Raw genomic sequence first — 14,568 nt, forward strand, 5'->3', positions numbered from 1 at the left:
ATCGTGCTGACCGCGACCGCCGTGGCGTTTCCGCGTAACCCGGAGATGGTCGCCGCCCGTGGCGGGGCGAGTCTGGTCGTGGCGCTGCTGATCGGATGGTTGTGGCTGCGGCTGGGCCGCACGGAGTGGATCCGCCTGCCGCACCGGGCGCACCTCGACGGCCTGCCGCGGATGGCAGCGTTCTGGGCGGCCTGCCGACACGACATCATTCACGCCGGCGGGTTCCTCGTCGTCGGCGCGATGGCCGCGGCCACCATCAACGTGGCGGTGCCCCAACAGTTCCTGCACGACCTGGCCGCCCGGCCGGTGCTGTCGGTGCTGGCGCTGGCGGCCCTGGCCGTGCTGCTGTCGATCTGCTCCGAGGCGGACGCGTTCGTCGCCGCGTCGCTGTCGCAGTTCTCCCTGACCGCCCGGCTGGCGTTCCTCGTGGTCGGTCCGATGGTCGACCTGAAACTCGTGTCCATGCAGGCCGGAATGTTCGGGCGACGGTTCGCCGTCCGCTTCGCGCCGGCGACCTTCGTCTTGGCCGTGCTGGTCGCGGCAGCAGTGGGGATGGTGATCTGGTGAACCGGGGCGCTCAGGCCGTGGTGATGGTGTTCTTCGGTGGTGCGATCCTGCGCGCCAGCGTCACCGACGTATATCTACGCTACGTCAAACAGGGACTACGGCCGTTCCTCATCGCCGCCGCGATCCTGCTGATCATCGCCGCCGTGGTGGCCCTAGCGCAGGAGTTCCGTGGCCCGCGCCAGGCGGATGCCCACTCCGCCGACGACGACGGGCACGGGCACGACCACTCCGGGCCGGCGGCGGGTTGGCTGCTACTGCTGCCGACTCTCGCGTTGCTCTTCGTCGCGCCGTCGGCCCTTGGCGCCGACACCGCCGCCCGTGCCGGCTCCGCCCTGACCAGCAGCCGGCAGGAGACCGCGGGAACGGCGGGCGAGTACAGCCCCTTCCCGCCACTGCCGTCGGGCGACCCGGTCAAGCTCACCCTCCTCGACTACGGCTCCCGCGCCCTCTACGGCGAGGGCAAGACGCTGCGCGACCGACAGGTCCAGCTGACCGGCTTCATCGCACCCGGCGCGGACGGCCAACCCATGCTCGCCCGCATCATCCTCAGCTGCTGTGCCGCCGACGGCATGCCCATCAAGATCGGCCTCAGCGGCGATGTGCCCCGTCTGCCCGCCGATAGCTGGGTGCAGGCCACCGGCCGGTGGGTTCCGCAGACCGCCAAGGACCCGATCAACGGATCCGACATCCCGTACCTGGAGGTGGACACCTGGCAGAAGATCGCGCCACCCAAGAACCCGTACGAGTAGGGCGTGCCGGAGGCCAGCGGGGGCGTTCGAGCCACAGGTTGAGCCCGGGGACGCCCCGCCGGGTCGACGGCTGCGACGGGGCCGGCATCCGCGTTGAGGAACTCTCGGGGTGGCAGCTGCCGGTGGTCGCCGTCAGCCAAGGGGTTGGCAACAGCTCTGGATTTTGTGGGCAATCATAGTCAAAAATTCGCATGTATTGTGGGGGTGTGAAGCTCTCAGTCTGGGCACGCGAGCAGGGCGTGACCTATCAGACAGCTTGGCGGTGGGTGAAGGACGGTAAGTTGCCCGTCCCTGTCCGTCAGGCGCCGTCTGGTACGTGGATCGTGGAAGAGGCGCGGTCCGCAGCGGGTCGCGTGGTCGCCTACTGCCGCGTGTCGTCCAGCGATCAGAGGGGTGACCTGGTCCGCCAGACCGTGCGGGTTGTGGAGGGGGCAAACGCCCAGGGCCTTGCTGTGGCGGAGATCGTGACTGAGATCGGCTCCGGCGTGAACGGCAAGCGCCGCAAGCTGCATCGCCTCCTCGCCGACCCGACTGCGGCGGTGATCGTGGTCGAGCACAAGGACCGGCTGGCCCGGTTCGGTGTGGAGCACCTGCAAGCCGCGCTTGCTGCGACCGGGCGTCGCCTGGTGGTTCTGGACCCGGAGGAATCCACGAACGGCCTGGTCGAGGACGTGGCCGACGTGTTGACGTCGATGTGTGCCCGGCTGTACGGGCAGCGGGCGGCGAAGAACCGTGCCGCCCGCGCTCTGGCCGCCGTGACCGGCGAGGTGCCGTTGGTGTGAAGAAGTTCGAGCCGCGGCCCGGTTTCGTGGTCCAGGCGTTTCGTTTCGCGTTGGATCCGAACGCCGGGCAGGAGCAGCGGCTGCGGTCGCATTGTGGTGCGGCTCGTGCCGCGTACAACTGGGCTGTCTCGTGGGTGATGGCGTCGTTGTGGCAGCGGAAGGCGGAGGCCTCGTACGGCATCGCGGAGGAGGAGTTGACGCCGTGGCGGCCGTGGTCGCTGCCGGTGTTGCGGAAGGTGTTCAACGAGGTGAAGAAGACCGACCCGCGTTTCGCCGGCTGGTGGCAGGAGAACTCCAAGGAGGCGTACAGCACGGGTTTGGCGAACGCGGCGGCGGCGTTCGACAACTACGCCACGTCCAAGCGCGGGCAGCGTGAGGGCAAGCGGGTGGGCATGCCCCGGCCCAAGTCCAAGCACACCGCCCGGCTGGCTTGCCGGTTCACTACCGGTGCCATCCGTGTGGAGCCGGACCGGCGGCATGTCACGTTGCCGCGGCTGGGGACGATCCGCACCCACGAGTCCACCCGCAAGCTGGAACGTCGTATCGCTAACGGCACCGCCCGCATCCTGTCCGCCACGGTCAGGTTCGAGCGGGGCCGGTGGTTCGTCTCCTTCCAGGTCGAGATCCAGCGTGCCACCGGCCGTGCTCCGGCACGTCCGGATGGGGCGGCGGGTGTGGACCTGGGCGTGACGTGCCTCGCGGTGATCGCCGAGAGCCAGGGCACGGTGCGGTTCGTGCCGAACCCGGCGCACTACGACGGCGCGCTCAAGCAACTCAAACGGCTGTCCCGGCGGGTCTCCCGCCGTCAGGGGCCGGACCGGCGCACCGGGCAGCGGCCGTCCAGGCGGTGGCTCGCCGCGAACACCGAACGCAACCGCGTGCACCATCGGGTGGCGAATCTACGCGCCGACGCCCTGCACAAGCTCACCACCGACATCACCGCCGAGTACGGCACCGTCGTGGTCGAAGACCTCAACGTGGCCGGCATGCTCCGCAACCGACGCCTCGCCCGCAAGATCGCCGACGCCGGCTTCGCGGAGATCCGCCGGCAGGTTGGGTACAAAACCGCATGGAAGGGCGGTCGGCGGATAGTAGCCGACCGCTGGTATCCCTCCAGCAAGACCTGCTCGGCCTGCAGCACGGTGAAAGCCAAGCTGCCGCTGCACGTCCGAGTGTTCACCTGCGACGCCTGCGACCTGGTCATCGACCGGGACGAGAACGCAGCCCGCAACCTCGCCGCCCTCGCCGCGGCAGAATCAACGGGTACCGGAGTGGCCGGAGACCCGGGCGCGCAAACGCCGAAACCGCGTGGAGCCGACCAGAAGACCCGCACCACCACCCGCAGCCGCAAGGCCGCGGGTGGGCGGGCAGGCGGCGAAACCCTGCCGCGCCAACGGCAGCAGGAAACGCGAGACCGTCATCAGGACACCGAAGCGCAACCCGCGCTCCGTTGACACCGTTACGGACCTTTCCAGCCGAAAGGCTGGGATTGCTGACATCCGACTACGGAATCAGCAACGGGACCGGTAGGCCAGCGCGGAACAGGCCCTGTTCGAGCCAGACAGCGGCGCGTACGCCGTCGGCGGTGGCCTGGCTGACGAGGGTGAGTCCGTCGGGTAGGGCGGGCAGGCGGGCGAGGTCGCCGGCGGCGGACACGCCGGGCACGGTGGTCTGGGCGAACTCGTCGACACGCACGTAGCCGTCGGGCAGCAGTTCGGCGCCGAGCTGGGCGGCCATGGGTGCGTGCTGGCGGGTGGGCGCCCGGTGGAAGACGACCTGCCGGTCCAGGGTGGTGCCGTCGGCGAGGTGCAGCTGCAGGGCGTCGAGGTCGCCGGTGAGCGCGGTGACCGGCTGCTCGATGAGGGGAATGTTCAGCGCCTTGAGGTTGTCCAGGATCGGCTCGGGTAGCTGGTGCGGGCCGTGGGTGGCGACGACGACGTCGTTGGTGTACCGGTCGGCCAGGTAGGCGGCGAGCATGACCTGGGCGGGTTCGCGGCCGAGCACCGCGATGCTCTTGCCGCGGGCTTCCCAGCCGTGGCAGAAGGGGCAGTGGAAGACGCTGCGGCCGAAGCGTTCGGCGACGCCGTCGATGGGCCAGGGTTCGTCGACTTGGCCGGTGGCCAGTAGCAGGCGGCGGGCGTGGTGGGTGGCGCCGTCGGTGAGGGTGACGGTGAAGTCGTCGATGCTGCCGTGGGCGGCTTCGACGCGGGTCTGACGGATCTCGACGCTGGGGTAGGCGGCCAGTTCGCGGTGGCCGGTCTCGAGTAGGCGCAGGGGTGGGAAGCCGTCGCGGCTGAGGTACATGTGGATGCCGTCGGCGGGGTGGTTGCGCGGTGGGCCGCCGTCGATGAGCAGGGTGCGGCGTTGCTGGCGGCCGAGGACCTGGGCGGCGCTGAGTCCGGCGGAGCCAGCGCCGATGATGATGACGTCGTACACGTCGGTGGTGCTCCCTCTACTGGGTCGGGGTGGGGCGAGCGGCGGCGGCGAGGCCGGCAACGGTGGGCGCGGCGAGGAAGTCCCGTACGGTGGCGCCCATGAGGCCGTCGCGGGCGAGCCGGGCGAGGGCGCGCACGGCGAGCAGGGAGTCACCGCCGAGGGCGAAGAAGTCGGTGGTGCGGTCGGTGACCGCGACGCCGAGCAGGTCGGCGAAGACGGCGGCGATCTGTTCCTCGACGCGATCGCGGGGTGGGCCGGGCTCGTCGTCGCCAGCCTGCGGTGCCTCGTCGAGCAGCCCGAGGCGTAGGCCACCGGCGAGCGGGTCGGGGTCCGGCGTGGCAGGTAGCGGCACAACCTCATGCCAGGCGTCGGTGTCGGCGAGGGCGGCGGCCTGGTCGACGAACTCGGCGAACGCTCGGTCGACCTGCTCGGCGGACAGGATCTCGGCGACGGTGCTGAACACCAGTACGAGTTCGTCGTCCAGTTCGAACAGGCGCGCTTCGAGGGCCACCTGCGGGGTACGCAGCTGGTGGTGGTGGTCGGCGGCGTTCACCTCGCCGAGCGGGCCCGCGTGCCGGGGCGCCCGTTCGCCCATCGCTGCGTCCATGCCGATGGTGCTGAGGAACACCACCGGGGCGACCGGTCGGTGGGTGCCCCGCAGGCGGGCGAGGTCGCGGGCGATTTCGACACCCGAGACGAGGTTGTGGGCCGTGTGCTCGGCGAACCGGCGCTGGGTCTGCCCGGCCAGTTCGGCGAAGCTGGCGCCGGGTGGCAGGTCGACCGGCAGCAGCATGGTGGAGGCGAACGCGCCGACGAGGCGGTGCACGTCGGGGTGCAGCGGAAGCCGGTTGAGCTGCAACGTGTTCAGGAGCAGCCGGTGGTGCCCGGCCCAGCGGGCCAGCACCGTGGCGTAGACGGTGAGCAGGGCGACGGACGGTGTGACGCCCTGCTCGGCGCACCGCTGCCGCAGCGCCGTCCAGACGGCTGCCGGCAGCCGGGCCTCCCGGTTCGCCATCACCTGAGGCGTCGCCTCGGCGGGGTCGCGGGTCAGCGGTAGCGCTGGCGCCGGCGGCCAGCTCGGCAGTTGCGCCCGCCACCAATCTCGGTCGGCTCGCCACCCGGTGGTGGCGGGAAGTTGCTCGAGGGCGTTGACGTAGTCGCCGAAGTCGACGTCGAGGGCGGGCAGGGTGGCGTTGACGTCGGCGGCGAGGGTGAGCAGCTCGCGGGTGAGCACGTTGGACGACCAGCCGTCGAGCAGCAGCAGACTCAGCGACAGGTGCAGCCGGCCCCGGCCGGCGGGCAGCAGGCTCAGCCGCACGTCGACGCCGGGCCCGCGGGTGGGATCGGGGCCGCGGGTGCTCATCTCGCGGCGCAGCACCTCCAGCCGAGTGTCGGGGTGCGGATCGTCGCGCAGGTCGAGCACGTGCAGCGGCGGAACCGCGCCGGGATGCTCGAGGGGCAGCACGTGCTGGTGGCCTTCCGGGGTGACCCGGGCCCGCAGGGTGGGCTGGTGGGCGGCCAGGCGCTGCAGCGCGTCGCGCAGCGCCTCCGGTGCCTCGTCGGGGTCGATGTCGGTCAGGGCGAGGTCGAGGTAGTAGTGCGCGGAGTCGTAGGACAGTTCCCAGCCGTCCTGCTGGCCGACGAAGTAGCCCTGCTGCAGCGGCAGCAGCGGGAACGGCGCTGCCGGGTCGGCGCGGCGGTGCAGGTCTACGGGTAGGGGCCGGTCGCCGGTGGTGGTGCCGGCGGCGCGGCTGGCGACCAGGGCGGCCAGTTCGGTGAGTGTGGTGTCGACGCGTACGTCGGACAGGGCGAGCTGCACGCCGAGTCGCCGACGTACCAGCGCGGACATCCGTACGGCCAGCACGGAGTCGCCGCCCAGACGCAGGAAGCTGACGTCACGGGGTAGCGCGTCGGGGTCGATGCCGAGCAGTTCGGCCCAGATGCCGGCCAGCACGGTGGTCTGGTCGTGCTCGGTGGGGGCGGCGGTCGAGGTGAGGGTCATGGGCGGCGCAGCCTCCAGCGGTGATGGCCGGCGTGTCACCACGGCAGCCTAGTCGAAAATGAGAACGGTTTCCAGTAACCTGGCGGCATGGAAGATGGGTACGAAGCCTCTGGGGAGTTCATCGACGTCCTGAGTGGACCGGCGTGGCAGGTGCTCCGCGACCCGGTGCGGGCGGCGCTGCGCGGGGTCGAACCCGAGCACGGGCCGGTGCTCGACGTCGGCGCCGGCACCGGCCTCGGTACGCAGATACTGGCCGGCGCCTGCCCCGCCGCGGCGGTGCTGGCCGTGGAGCCGTCGCCGGTCCTGCGGGCGGTGCTGCTGTCCCGCGTCGCCGCCGACGCGGACCTGCGCGAGCGGGTCACCGTGCTGGCCGGCGACGCGCTCGGCGCGCCACTACCCGAGCGGCTCGGCGCGGTGCTTGCGGCCAACATGATCGGGCACCTGCCCCCGCAGGACCGGCGCGAATTCTGGCATCGGGTCGCCGCGCGCCTGGCGCCCGGCGCGCCCCTGGTGGTCAACCTGCAGCCGCCGGCTGAGCCGGCGGTGGTCGGGTTCACCACCTTCGGCGCGGTGCGCATCGGCCGGCACACCTATGAGGGCGGCGGCAGCGCCGAGCCGGCCGGGCCCGACACGGTGACCTGGCGGATGCGCTACCGAGTGCTCGACGGCGACGTTGTGCTGCGGGAACACACCGTCGATTACCCCTGGCACGTACTGTCGGAGCACGACCTGAGGGCCGAGTTGGCCGAGGCGGGGCTGCGTGCCGAGGTCGGCCCCATGGATGTGGTCCGTGCCGTACGCGTCGGGTGAGGCAGCGGGATCGCGACGGCCGGTGGCCGCAGCGGCAGGACGTCCGGGGCGGCTCACCGGGCTGCCAGGAAGACGTGCTGGCCGAGGGCGCTCAGCGGATCGTCGGGGTGCGGCAGGTCCAGCACGGCGGTGAACCCGGTGGCGGACAGTTGCGCCAGCCACTGGGTGCGGGTGAGGAAGATCCGATCAGTGCCGGCGCGTAGGTCGCCGCTTCCGGCAGCCGGGGTGCCTGGGCGGGCGGACATGAGGAACTGCATCGATGTGGCGATCTGGTAGTGCTCGCGGCAGGATTCGATGAGCAGCAGGTGCCCGCCGGGTGTCAGCAGTGTGCGTAGCCCCGCCAGTAGCCGGGTCACGTCGACGGCGTTGTGCGCGACGTTGGCGGCGACGATGACATCCTGCGAGCCGGCGGGTAGCTGGTCGGTGGGGTGGCGGTTGATGTCGAACAGCCCGTAGGTGAGGAAGTCGTAGGCGGCGAACCGGTCCCGGGCGGTGTCGAGGAAGAACCGGGACACGTCGGTGAAGTGGTAGGTCACCGGCTGCCCGGCCAGCGTGGGCAGCACGTCGGTGGTGGTGCCGCCGATGCCGGCGCCGAGTTCCAGGATTCGCAGCGGCTGTGCCCCGTGGTGCCGGCTGGCCAGCGCGGCGAGGGCGGCGGCGGTGACCGCGTTGAGGTAGCCGTTGATGACGTTGTCCTTGTAGGCGGCCTCGGCGGTGGCCAGGTCGTCGTCGGCGAACAGCAGCGCCTGCAGGGGGACCTCGTCGCGTAGCAGTTGCGGCAGGTGCGCCGCGGTGGTGGTGAAGAACCGGGTCATCGCGGCCGGGTAGCCCAGGCCGGCGCGGGCGGCGTCGAGGTCGCGGGCGGTGGCGGCCAGATCATCGTCGGTGGCCGGGCGTAGTCCGTGGTAGCGGCCGGGGCTGGCGTCGTGATGCAGCCAGCCCTCGGTGGTGAGCACGGCCAGCCAGCGGCGCAGGATCCACCGGTGCCGCGGGGCGACGCGCAGCAGGTCACCGACCTCGTCCGCGGTGCGCGCCACACCTGCCCGGAAGGCGCCGCCAGCGTGCAGCGTGGCCGCCATGGCCACCAGCGCCGCCTCGTCGAGCCGGCGCATGAACCCCGGCAACGCCGCCCGGTTCACCCCGGCCATGGCCTGCTCGCCGGCCCGCGTCGCCCGCTGCCGGATCAACTCGACGCTCATCCGGCGGCCCGGCCCAGGTCGACGCGGACGGGGGTGCCGGCGGCTGCGGGCAGGCGGCGGCGCAGGGTGCGGCGGGCCTCCTCGGTCAGGCGTCGGCGCACGAACGCGGGCAGCGGCTCGTGGGCCTGCCGGTCGCCGCCGGCAAGGGCAGCGGCCGGAACCGGAGCAGCGTCGGCTGGTGAGACCAGTTCCAGCAGCGTGGGGTCGCGCGGGTCCAGCAGCACCGCCCCGCGGTCGCCTACCACGTCGTACAGCGCGTGCGCGGTGACCGCGTCCGGGGCGTCCGGGTGCAGCAGCGCGTTGGTGATGCCGTGCACGTGGACAGGCCCGCCGGCCAGCAGCTTCCGCACCACGTCGAGGCGGTCGGGTACCGGCAGGTCAGCCCACCGCACGGCGGGCGGCCGCGACGCCGGGGCCGCGGTATCGACGTGCAGCACGGTGTCGAAGCGGAAGCGGGTCAGTTCGGTGTCGGCCCGCATCGTCTTGGCGTACACGCCGACATGGACGGCCCGGCCGGTGCCGCCGGTGGCGGCGGCGATGGTGGCCGGGTCGACGAGCAGCTCCTCCTCCCGGGCCGCGCGGGCCGTCGCCCGCGCGGCCACGGTGGCGTCGTCGGCGTCCGGGTCGGCGGCGCGTTCGGCCCACCGGCAGAAGTGCTCGTGCAGCCCGGCGTGGCGCACGTCGCCGACGACCACGGCGCCGCCCGGGGCGACGAGGTCGATGGCGGTGGCCACGACATGGGTCAGGTAGGCGACGGTGGGGAAGCATTGGGTGACCGAGTTGAGCACGACGCAGTCCGGCCGCCCCTCGGGGAAGCCCAGCTCGTGCAGGGCCCGTCGTACGGGCGCTCCGGCCAGCTCGTGGGCGGCGGCGCGCAGCACCCGCACGGTGGGTGGCGCGGCCGCGGCCAGGGTGGCTACGGCGTGTTCGGCGACGTCGGTGCCGACGTATCCGGTCAGGTGCGGGTGCAGGCGGTGCGTCAGCAGCCCGGTGCCGCAGCCGAGTTCGAGCACATGACGGGCTCCGGTGCCACGGATGAGCGCGACGGTCCGATCGACCCATTCGGTCATGTGTTCGGTGGGCAGCGGCTTGCCGGTGTCGGTGGCTCGCCAGCCGGACAGATCCAGGTCGTCGGCGTGGCGGCCGTGCGCGCCGGCGTACGTCGCCTCGTACAGCTCGCTCCAGTGGTCGAGGAACTCGACGACCAGCGCGCCGGGGTGGGCGCCGACGGCCAGCGCGGCGGGTTCGGGTGCGATCCGCAGGCCCGCCTCGTCGGGGTACGCGTCGGCGATCCACGGGTGTGCAGCCAGCACTGCGGCAGCCTGGCTGGTGGTGGGCGGGTCAACGGGCATGGGCAGGGTCCTCCGAGGTGAGGTCGTTGTCGTGCAGGAGCAGGACGCGGTCGGCGTGGGCGGCGACCGCCGGGTCGTGGCTGGCCGTGAGCACCGCCAGTCCGCCGGCGCGCAGCTGGTCGAGCAGGTCCAGGACACCGGCTGCGGTGCCGGCGTCGAGCGCGGCGGTGATCTCGTCGGCCAGCAGCAGCCGCGGTCCGGCCGCCAGGGCGCGGGCGAGCGCGACGCGTTGCCGCTGCCCGCCGGACAGCTCGTGGGGGCGGCGTGCGGCGATGTCCGGGGCCAGGCCGACCTGGGTCAGCAGCCGCGCGATGTGAGTGTCGGGGGCGTCGACGCCGGCCAGGGTGCGTAGCGGGCGGGCCAGTGTGGCGCCGACGCGGTGGGCGGGGTTGAGCGCGTCGGCCGGGTGCTGGCCGACTAGTTGGACGGCCCGCAGCAGCGGCTGGGTTCGGTGGCGGACCGGCCAGGGCAGGTCCGTGTCGCTGAGCCGGGCGTGCCCGGCGTCGACCGGGTGCAGCCCCGCCAGGGTCCGCAGCAGGGTGCTCTTTCCGCCGCCGGACGGTCCGCGCACTGCGACGAACTCGCCGGCGGCCACCTGGAAGTCGACCTCGCGCAGCAGGGCGGCGCCGCCGGGCGGCTGCGACACCGTCAGGCCGCGGACGCTCAGCAGCGGTGTGGCCCCGGGCGCCGGCCGCGACACCGATCCGGTCGCCGTGGACGTCGCCGGTGCGCCGATCTGCACGACGCGGTCGGCGAGGGCGGCCACGACGGCGGCGTCGTGCGACACGAGCAGGGTGACACAGCGGGGATCGCCACGCCGGACGCGGACCGCGGCGGCCACGAACTGCATGGCCGCCTCGTCCAGAGCGCTGGTCGGCTCGTCGAGGACCAGCAGATCGGGTTCGGCGGCTACCGCCCGGGCGACGGCGACGCGCTGGGCCTGTCCGCCGGAGAGCTGGTGGGCACGACGGTCGGCGTACCTGGCCGGGGCGAGGCCGACCGCGGCGAGCGCTGCCCGGCTGGATGCGGCATCGGCGCCGCTTTCGGCGATCAGCGCGGCGGCGCGCCGCAACGGGTGCAGCGCCTGGGCGGGATCCTGGCCGACCACCCCGACGCGGCGACGCCGCCACCGGCGGGCCGCCGCGCCGGGCGCGACGAGTGTGCCCTGCCAGCGCACCTGACCCGCCGCGCGTCGCAGCGGCGGCGTCAGCGCGTCGAGCACGGCCGACAGCAGGACCGTCTTGCCCGCGCCGGACGGGCCGACCAGCGCCACGACCTCACCCGGCGCGGCGTGCAGGTCGACCGGGCCGATCACGGTGCGGCCGTCAGCGTCCACGACGTGCAGGCCGGTGACGGACAGCCCGCCGGCCACCGCCGCGTCTGATGTAGAGCCGTTGCCGGTCATGCCGGCCGTCCGCGGGTGCGGCCGGCGAGCTGACCAGCGACCGTGACGAGCAGGGACACCACGGCCAGCGCGGCCGCGGGCGCGGCCAGCGCAGCGGGGTTGAGCGCGGCGCCGGTGAGGTTCTCCCGGATCATGGCGGCCCAGTCCGGCGCAGGTGGCGCCGGCCCCAGACCCAGCAGACTCAGCGCGGCGGCCAGTTGCAGGGCGACGACGAACCGGGCGGCCAGGTCTGCGCGGACCAGCCCGGCCAGCGCGGGCAGCACCTCCCGCGCCAGGATCACCGGGTCGGACTCGCCGCGGCCGAGAGCGGCCTCGACGTACCCGGTGTGCCGCACCGCGGTGACGGTGTCGGCGACCACCCGCAGGGTCAGCGGGGTGCCCCCGCACACCGTGCCGGCGACCACCGCTGCCGGGCCCGGCAGCGCGACGGCGAGGACCATCGCGATCAGCAGCAGCGGCACCGCCAGCAGCAGGTCCATGCTGGCGGTCAGCAGCCGGGAGACCCGGCTGCGGTGCCAGCCGACGACCAGGCCGCCGGCCACCCCGAGCGTGCTGGCGGTGACCGCCGCCGCAGCGGCGGTCACCGTCAGATACCGGCCGCCGGCGAGCACCCTCGACAGCACGTCGCGGCCGAGGGCGTCGGTGCCCCACACGGCGTCGGGGCCTGGCGGCGTCCAAGGGGCACCAACCGGAGCGGTGGGATCGTGGGGAGCCAGGATGCCGCCCGCCATCGCCAGCAGACCGACGATCGTTACGGCCGCGACCCCGGTCCAGGCGCCGTGCCGGACGCGGGAGAGCCACGCAGCGGGGCCGGTCATGCCGGTGAACGCCGCGCGTCGGTGGCGGCGGCGAGCAGGTCGGCGAGGAACAGACCGGCGAGCACGACCGCGGCGGCGAGCATCGCCACCGCCTGCACCACCGGGGTGTCCCGGTTGGCCACGGCCCCGGTGAGCAGCTCACCGAGCCCGGCGTAGCCGAACAGGGTCTCCACCACCGCGGTCGACGCGACCAGACCACCGGCGACCACCGCGACGACCCGCGCGGCCGGGGCCAGCAGCATCGGGCCGACGTAGAGAACAGCGACGCGCCACCGGGGCAGCCCGCGCAGGTGCGCGTCGCGCACGTACGGCCGGGCGGCGGCGTCCGCGACGACGCCGTGCAGCAGGGCTGCCCCGTACGCCGCCGACGGCAGCGCCAGGCTGAGCACGGGCAGCGCCAGCGCCCGCAGGTCGGCGGGAGTGCCGCCGGGCGGCAGCAGCGACACCGGCGGCAGCCAGGCCAGCATCCCGGCGAACACGGCGGTCAGGCCGGCGGCGACCACCACCTGCGGCACCGCCGCCGCGGCGGTGACGGCGGCTGCGGCGATCCGGCCGGTCCGCGACGGCGTGCCGGCGACCCAGGCCAGCGCCAGCATCGCCGGCACGGCCGCCGCCAGGGCGGCGGCAGCCAGGGTGGCGGTGGCCGGCAGCCGCTGGCCGACCAGGTCGGCCACCGGCCGGTCGGACAGCAGCGACACACCGGCGTCACCGCGCAGCAGCCCGCCGACCCAGTCCAGGTACCGCTGCCAGGCCGGGGCGTCCAGGCCGGTGCGGGTACGGAGTTCGGCCAGCTGCGCGGCGGTGGCCCGCCCGGCGGTGCGGGCGTCCGCGGCGTCGCCGGGCAGGGCCTCGGTGGCGGCGTACACCAGCACCGAGACCCCGACCAGCAGCAGCGGCGCCCGCACCAGCCGGCGGATCATCCGTCGACCCGAACCTGGTCGATGTACAGCCGGGCGAACCCCGGACCGGTGGGCAGGCCCTGCACGCCCTTGCGGGTCAGGTCCAGGCCGTCGCCGGTGCCCCACACGACGTAGCCGCCCTCGTCGCGGACCTGCCGTTGCAGCTCACCCAGGGCCCGGTTGCGGGCGGCCTCGTCGGGGTTGGCCAGGGCGGCGTTCAGGGCGGTGTCGAACGCCGGCCGCTTCCAGGCCGTCTCGTTGGTGGGGGAGGTGGACAGCAGCGCCACCCGGGCTACGTCGAAGAAGGGGATGCCGCCGAAGTAGCCGGTGTAGAAGTCCTGCTTGGCCCACACGTTGGTGAAGTAGGTGTCCGGTGGGTTCAGCTTCACCTGCGCGGTGATACCGGCCTCGGCCAGTTGGCGGGCGAACAGGGTGGCGGAGGTGTCCATGCCCGGGTAGGAGGTGGTGGTGTGCAGCGTGACCGTCAGGCCGTTGCCGTATCCGGCTTCGGCCAGCAGCTGCTTGGCCCGGGCGACGTCGCGCTGGCGCGGGGCCAGCCCGGTCGGGGCGGACGGGTCGGCCGGGGCGAGCACGTCGTCGCCGACCTGCCCGTAGCCGAGGAACGCCGCCTGCACCAGCGCCGGCCGGTCGGCGGCCAGCTTGACCGCCTCGCGTACCCGGGGGTCGTTGAAGGGCTTGCGGTCGGTGCGCATCACGAACGGGTACATGGTCACCGCCGGGCGGCGCACCAGCGTCAGATCGGCGCGGCCTTCGGCCTGCTTCGCCGCTGTCGGGGCGATGCTGGCGGCCACGTCGGCCTGCCCGGACAGCACGGCCTGCGCGCGGGCCTGCGGGTCGGCCACGGCGCGAACCTCGATCCGCCGCAGCGGCGGGGTGGGCCCCCACCACCGGTCGTGGCGTTCCAGCACCGCGGTCTGCGCGTCGCTGCTGATCAGCCGGAACGGCCCGGACCCGGGCACCGGGGTGGTGAAGTCGTCGCTGCCCTCGGGCACCACGAACGTCACCGACTCCAGGGCGCGGGGTACGTCGGCGAACGGTTGCCGGCTGACGATCTCGACGGTGTGCTCGTCGACGACCCGTGAGGCGGCCAGGTCGAACGCGGCGAGCCGGCCGTAGTTCTCGGTGGCCTTGCGTTCGATGCGCCGCAGCGAGTACAGCACGTCCGCGGCGCGCACCGGCCGGCCGTCGCTGAACACGGCGGTGCGGCGCAGGGTGAACCGCCATCTGGTCAGGGTCTTGTCGGGCTGCCAGGTTTCGGCCAGCCGCGGCTGGGTGCGGCCGTCGGGTCCCTGGCCGGTGAGCACGTCGTAGGTCAGGGCGAAGCGCAGTGCGTCGGATTCGTTGGCCAGCCCGCCGTGGGGGTCGTTGCTGGCCGTGGCGGGCGAGCCGATCGACACGTAGCGCAGCGTGTCGCCGGAGGTCGTCGTGGCCGGCGCGGCGGTGCCGCCGCAGCCGGCCATGGTGGCCAGCAGCGCGAGGACGGTCAGGACGCCGGCATGCCGGCGACGTAGAGGAGTTGCCATGATCA

At 73.5% G+C, this 14,568-nt stretch carries 13 protein-coding genes; 5 read left to right on the forward strand and 8 right to left on the reverse strand.

The window, feature by feature from the left end; all coding sequences use genetic code 11:
• From ABZ783_RS30850 to tnpB, 4 genes are all read left to right on the forward strand, one after another.
• On the forward strand, positions 1-567 hold a 567-nt coding region (locus ABZ783_RS30850), incomplete at its 5' end, for a permease (protein WP_357444339.1).
• Complete coding sequence (locus ABZ783_RS30855; protein WP_357444342.1) at positions 564-1,316, forward strand: TIGR03943 family protein; 753 nt, start codon at positions 564-566, stop codon at positions 1,314-1,316. The genes ABZ783_RS30850 and ABZ783_RS30855, both read left to right, overlap by 4 nt.
• A gap of 206 nt (positions 1,317-1,522) precedes the next feature.
• Positions 1,523-2,098, forward strand: coding sequence for an IS607 family transposase (locus tag ABZ783_RS30860; protein ID WP_357444345.1), 576 nt, complete (start codon positions 1,523-1,525; stop codon positions 2,096-2,098).
• Positions 2,095-3,552: an IS607 family element RNA-guided endonuclease TnpB gene (gene tnpB / locus ABZ783_RS30865; protein ID WP_357444348.1), complete on the forward strand. Its 1,458-nt coding sequence runs from the start codon at positions 2,095-2,097 to the stop codon at positions 3,550-3,552. Before ABZ783_RS30860 ends, tnpB begins: the two co-directional genes overlap by 4 nt.
• Before the next feature lie 49 nt (positions 3,553-3,601).
• On the opposite strand, the gene ABZ783_RS30870 is transcribed toward tnpB, so the two are convergent.
• Both ABZ783_RS30870 and ABZ783_RS30875 read right to left on the reverse strand, forming a co-directional pair.
• Complete coding sequence (locus tag ABZ783_RS30870) at positions 3,602-4,534, reverse strand: NAD(P)/FAD-dependent oxidoreductase (protein ID WP_357444351.1); 933 nt, start codon at positions 4,532-4,534, stop codon at positions 3,602-3,604.
• 16 nt (positions 4,535-4,550) lie between these two features.
• On the reverse strand, positions 4,551-6,536 hold the full coding sequence (locus tag ABZ783_RS30875; protein WP_357444354.1) for a condensation domain-containing protein: 1,986 nt from the start codon (positions 6,534-6,536) through the stop codon (positions 4,551-4,553).
• A gap of 87 nt (positions 6,537-6,623) precedes the next feature.
• Between ABZ783_RS30875 and ABZ783_RS30880 the strand changes: the two genes are divergently transcribed.
• A complete protein-coding gene (locus tag ABZ783_RS30880; RefSeq protein WP_357444358.1) occupies positions 6,624-7,346 on the forward strand; it encodes a class I SAM-dependent methyltransferase in 723 nt (240 codons plus the stop codon).
• Between the two features lie 53 nt (positions 7,347-7,399).
• Here the strand turns inward: ABZ783_RS30880 and ABZ783_RS30885 are convergent, their stop codons facing one another.
• The 6 genes from ABZ783_RS30885 to ABZ783_RS30910 are packed head-to-tail and all read right to left on the reverse strand — an operon-like array spanning position 7,400 to position 14,563.
• A complete protein-coding gene (locus ABZ783_RS30885; RefSeq protein WP_357444361.1) occupies positions 7,400-8,545 on the reverse strand; it encodes a class I SAM-dependent methyltransferase in 1,146 nt (381 codons plus the stop codon).
• Complete coding sequence (locus tag ABZ783_RS30890) at positions 8,542-9,897, reverse strand: class I SAM-dependent methyltransferase (RefSeq protein ID WP_357444364.1); 1,356 nt, start codon at positions 9,895-9,897, stop codon at positions 8,542-8,544. The genes ABZ783_RS30885 and ABZ783_RS30890 overlap by 4 nt, the downstream gene beginning before the upstream one ends.
• On the reverse strand, positions 9,887-11,302 hold the full coding sequence (locus tag ABZ783_RS30895) for an ATP-binding cassette domain-containing protein (RefSeq protein WP_357444367.1): 1,416 nt from the start codon (positions 11,300-11,302) through the stop codon (positions 9,887-9,889). Before ABZ783_RS30895 ends, ABZ783_RS30890 begins: the two co-directional genes overlap by 11 nt.
• Positions 11,299-12,120 (reverse strand): ABC transporter permease subunit, encoded by an 822-nt coding sequence (locus ABZ783_RS30900; RefSeq protein ID WP_357444370.1) that lies wholly within the window; start codon positions 12,118-12,120, stop codon positions 11,299-11,301. The genes ABZ783_RS30895 and ABZ783_RS30900 overlap by 4 nt, the downstream gene beginning before the upstream one ends.
• Positions 12,117-13,040: an ABC transporter permease gene (locus ABZ783_RS30905; RefSeq protein ID WP_357444373.1), complete on the reverse strand. Its 924-nt coding sequence runs from the start codon at positions 13,038-13,040 to the stop codon at positions 12,117-12,119. Before ABZ783_RS30905 ends, ABZ783_RS30900 begins: the two co-directional genes overlap by 4 nt.
• Positions 13,037-14,563: an ABC transporter substrate-binding protein gene (locus ABZ783_RS30910; protein ID WP_357444376.1), complete on the reverse strand. Its 1,527-nt coding sequence runs from the start codon at positions 14,561-14,563 to the stop codon at positions 13,037-13,039. Before ABZ783_RS30910 ends, ABZ783_RS30905 begins: the two co-directional genes overlap by 4 nt.
• Between the last annotated feature and the right edge of the window lie 5 nt (positions 14,564-14,568).

The sequence above is a fragment of the Micromonospora sp. NPDC047738 genome (assembly GCF_040642675.1).
Classification (GTDB): domain Bacteria; phylum Actinomycetota; class Actinomycetes; order Mycobacteriales; family Micromonosporaceae; genus Micromonospora.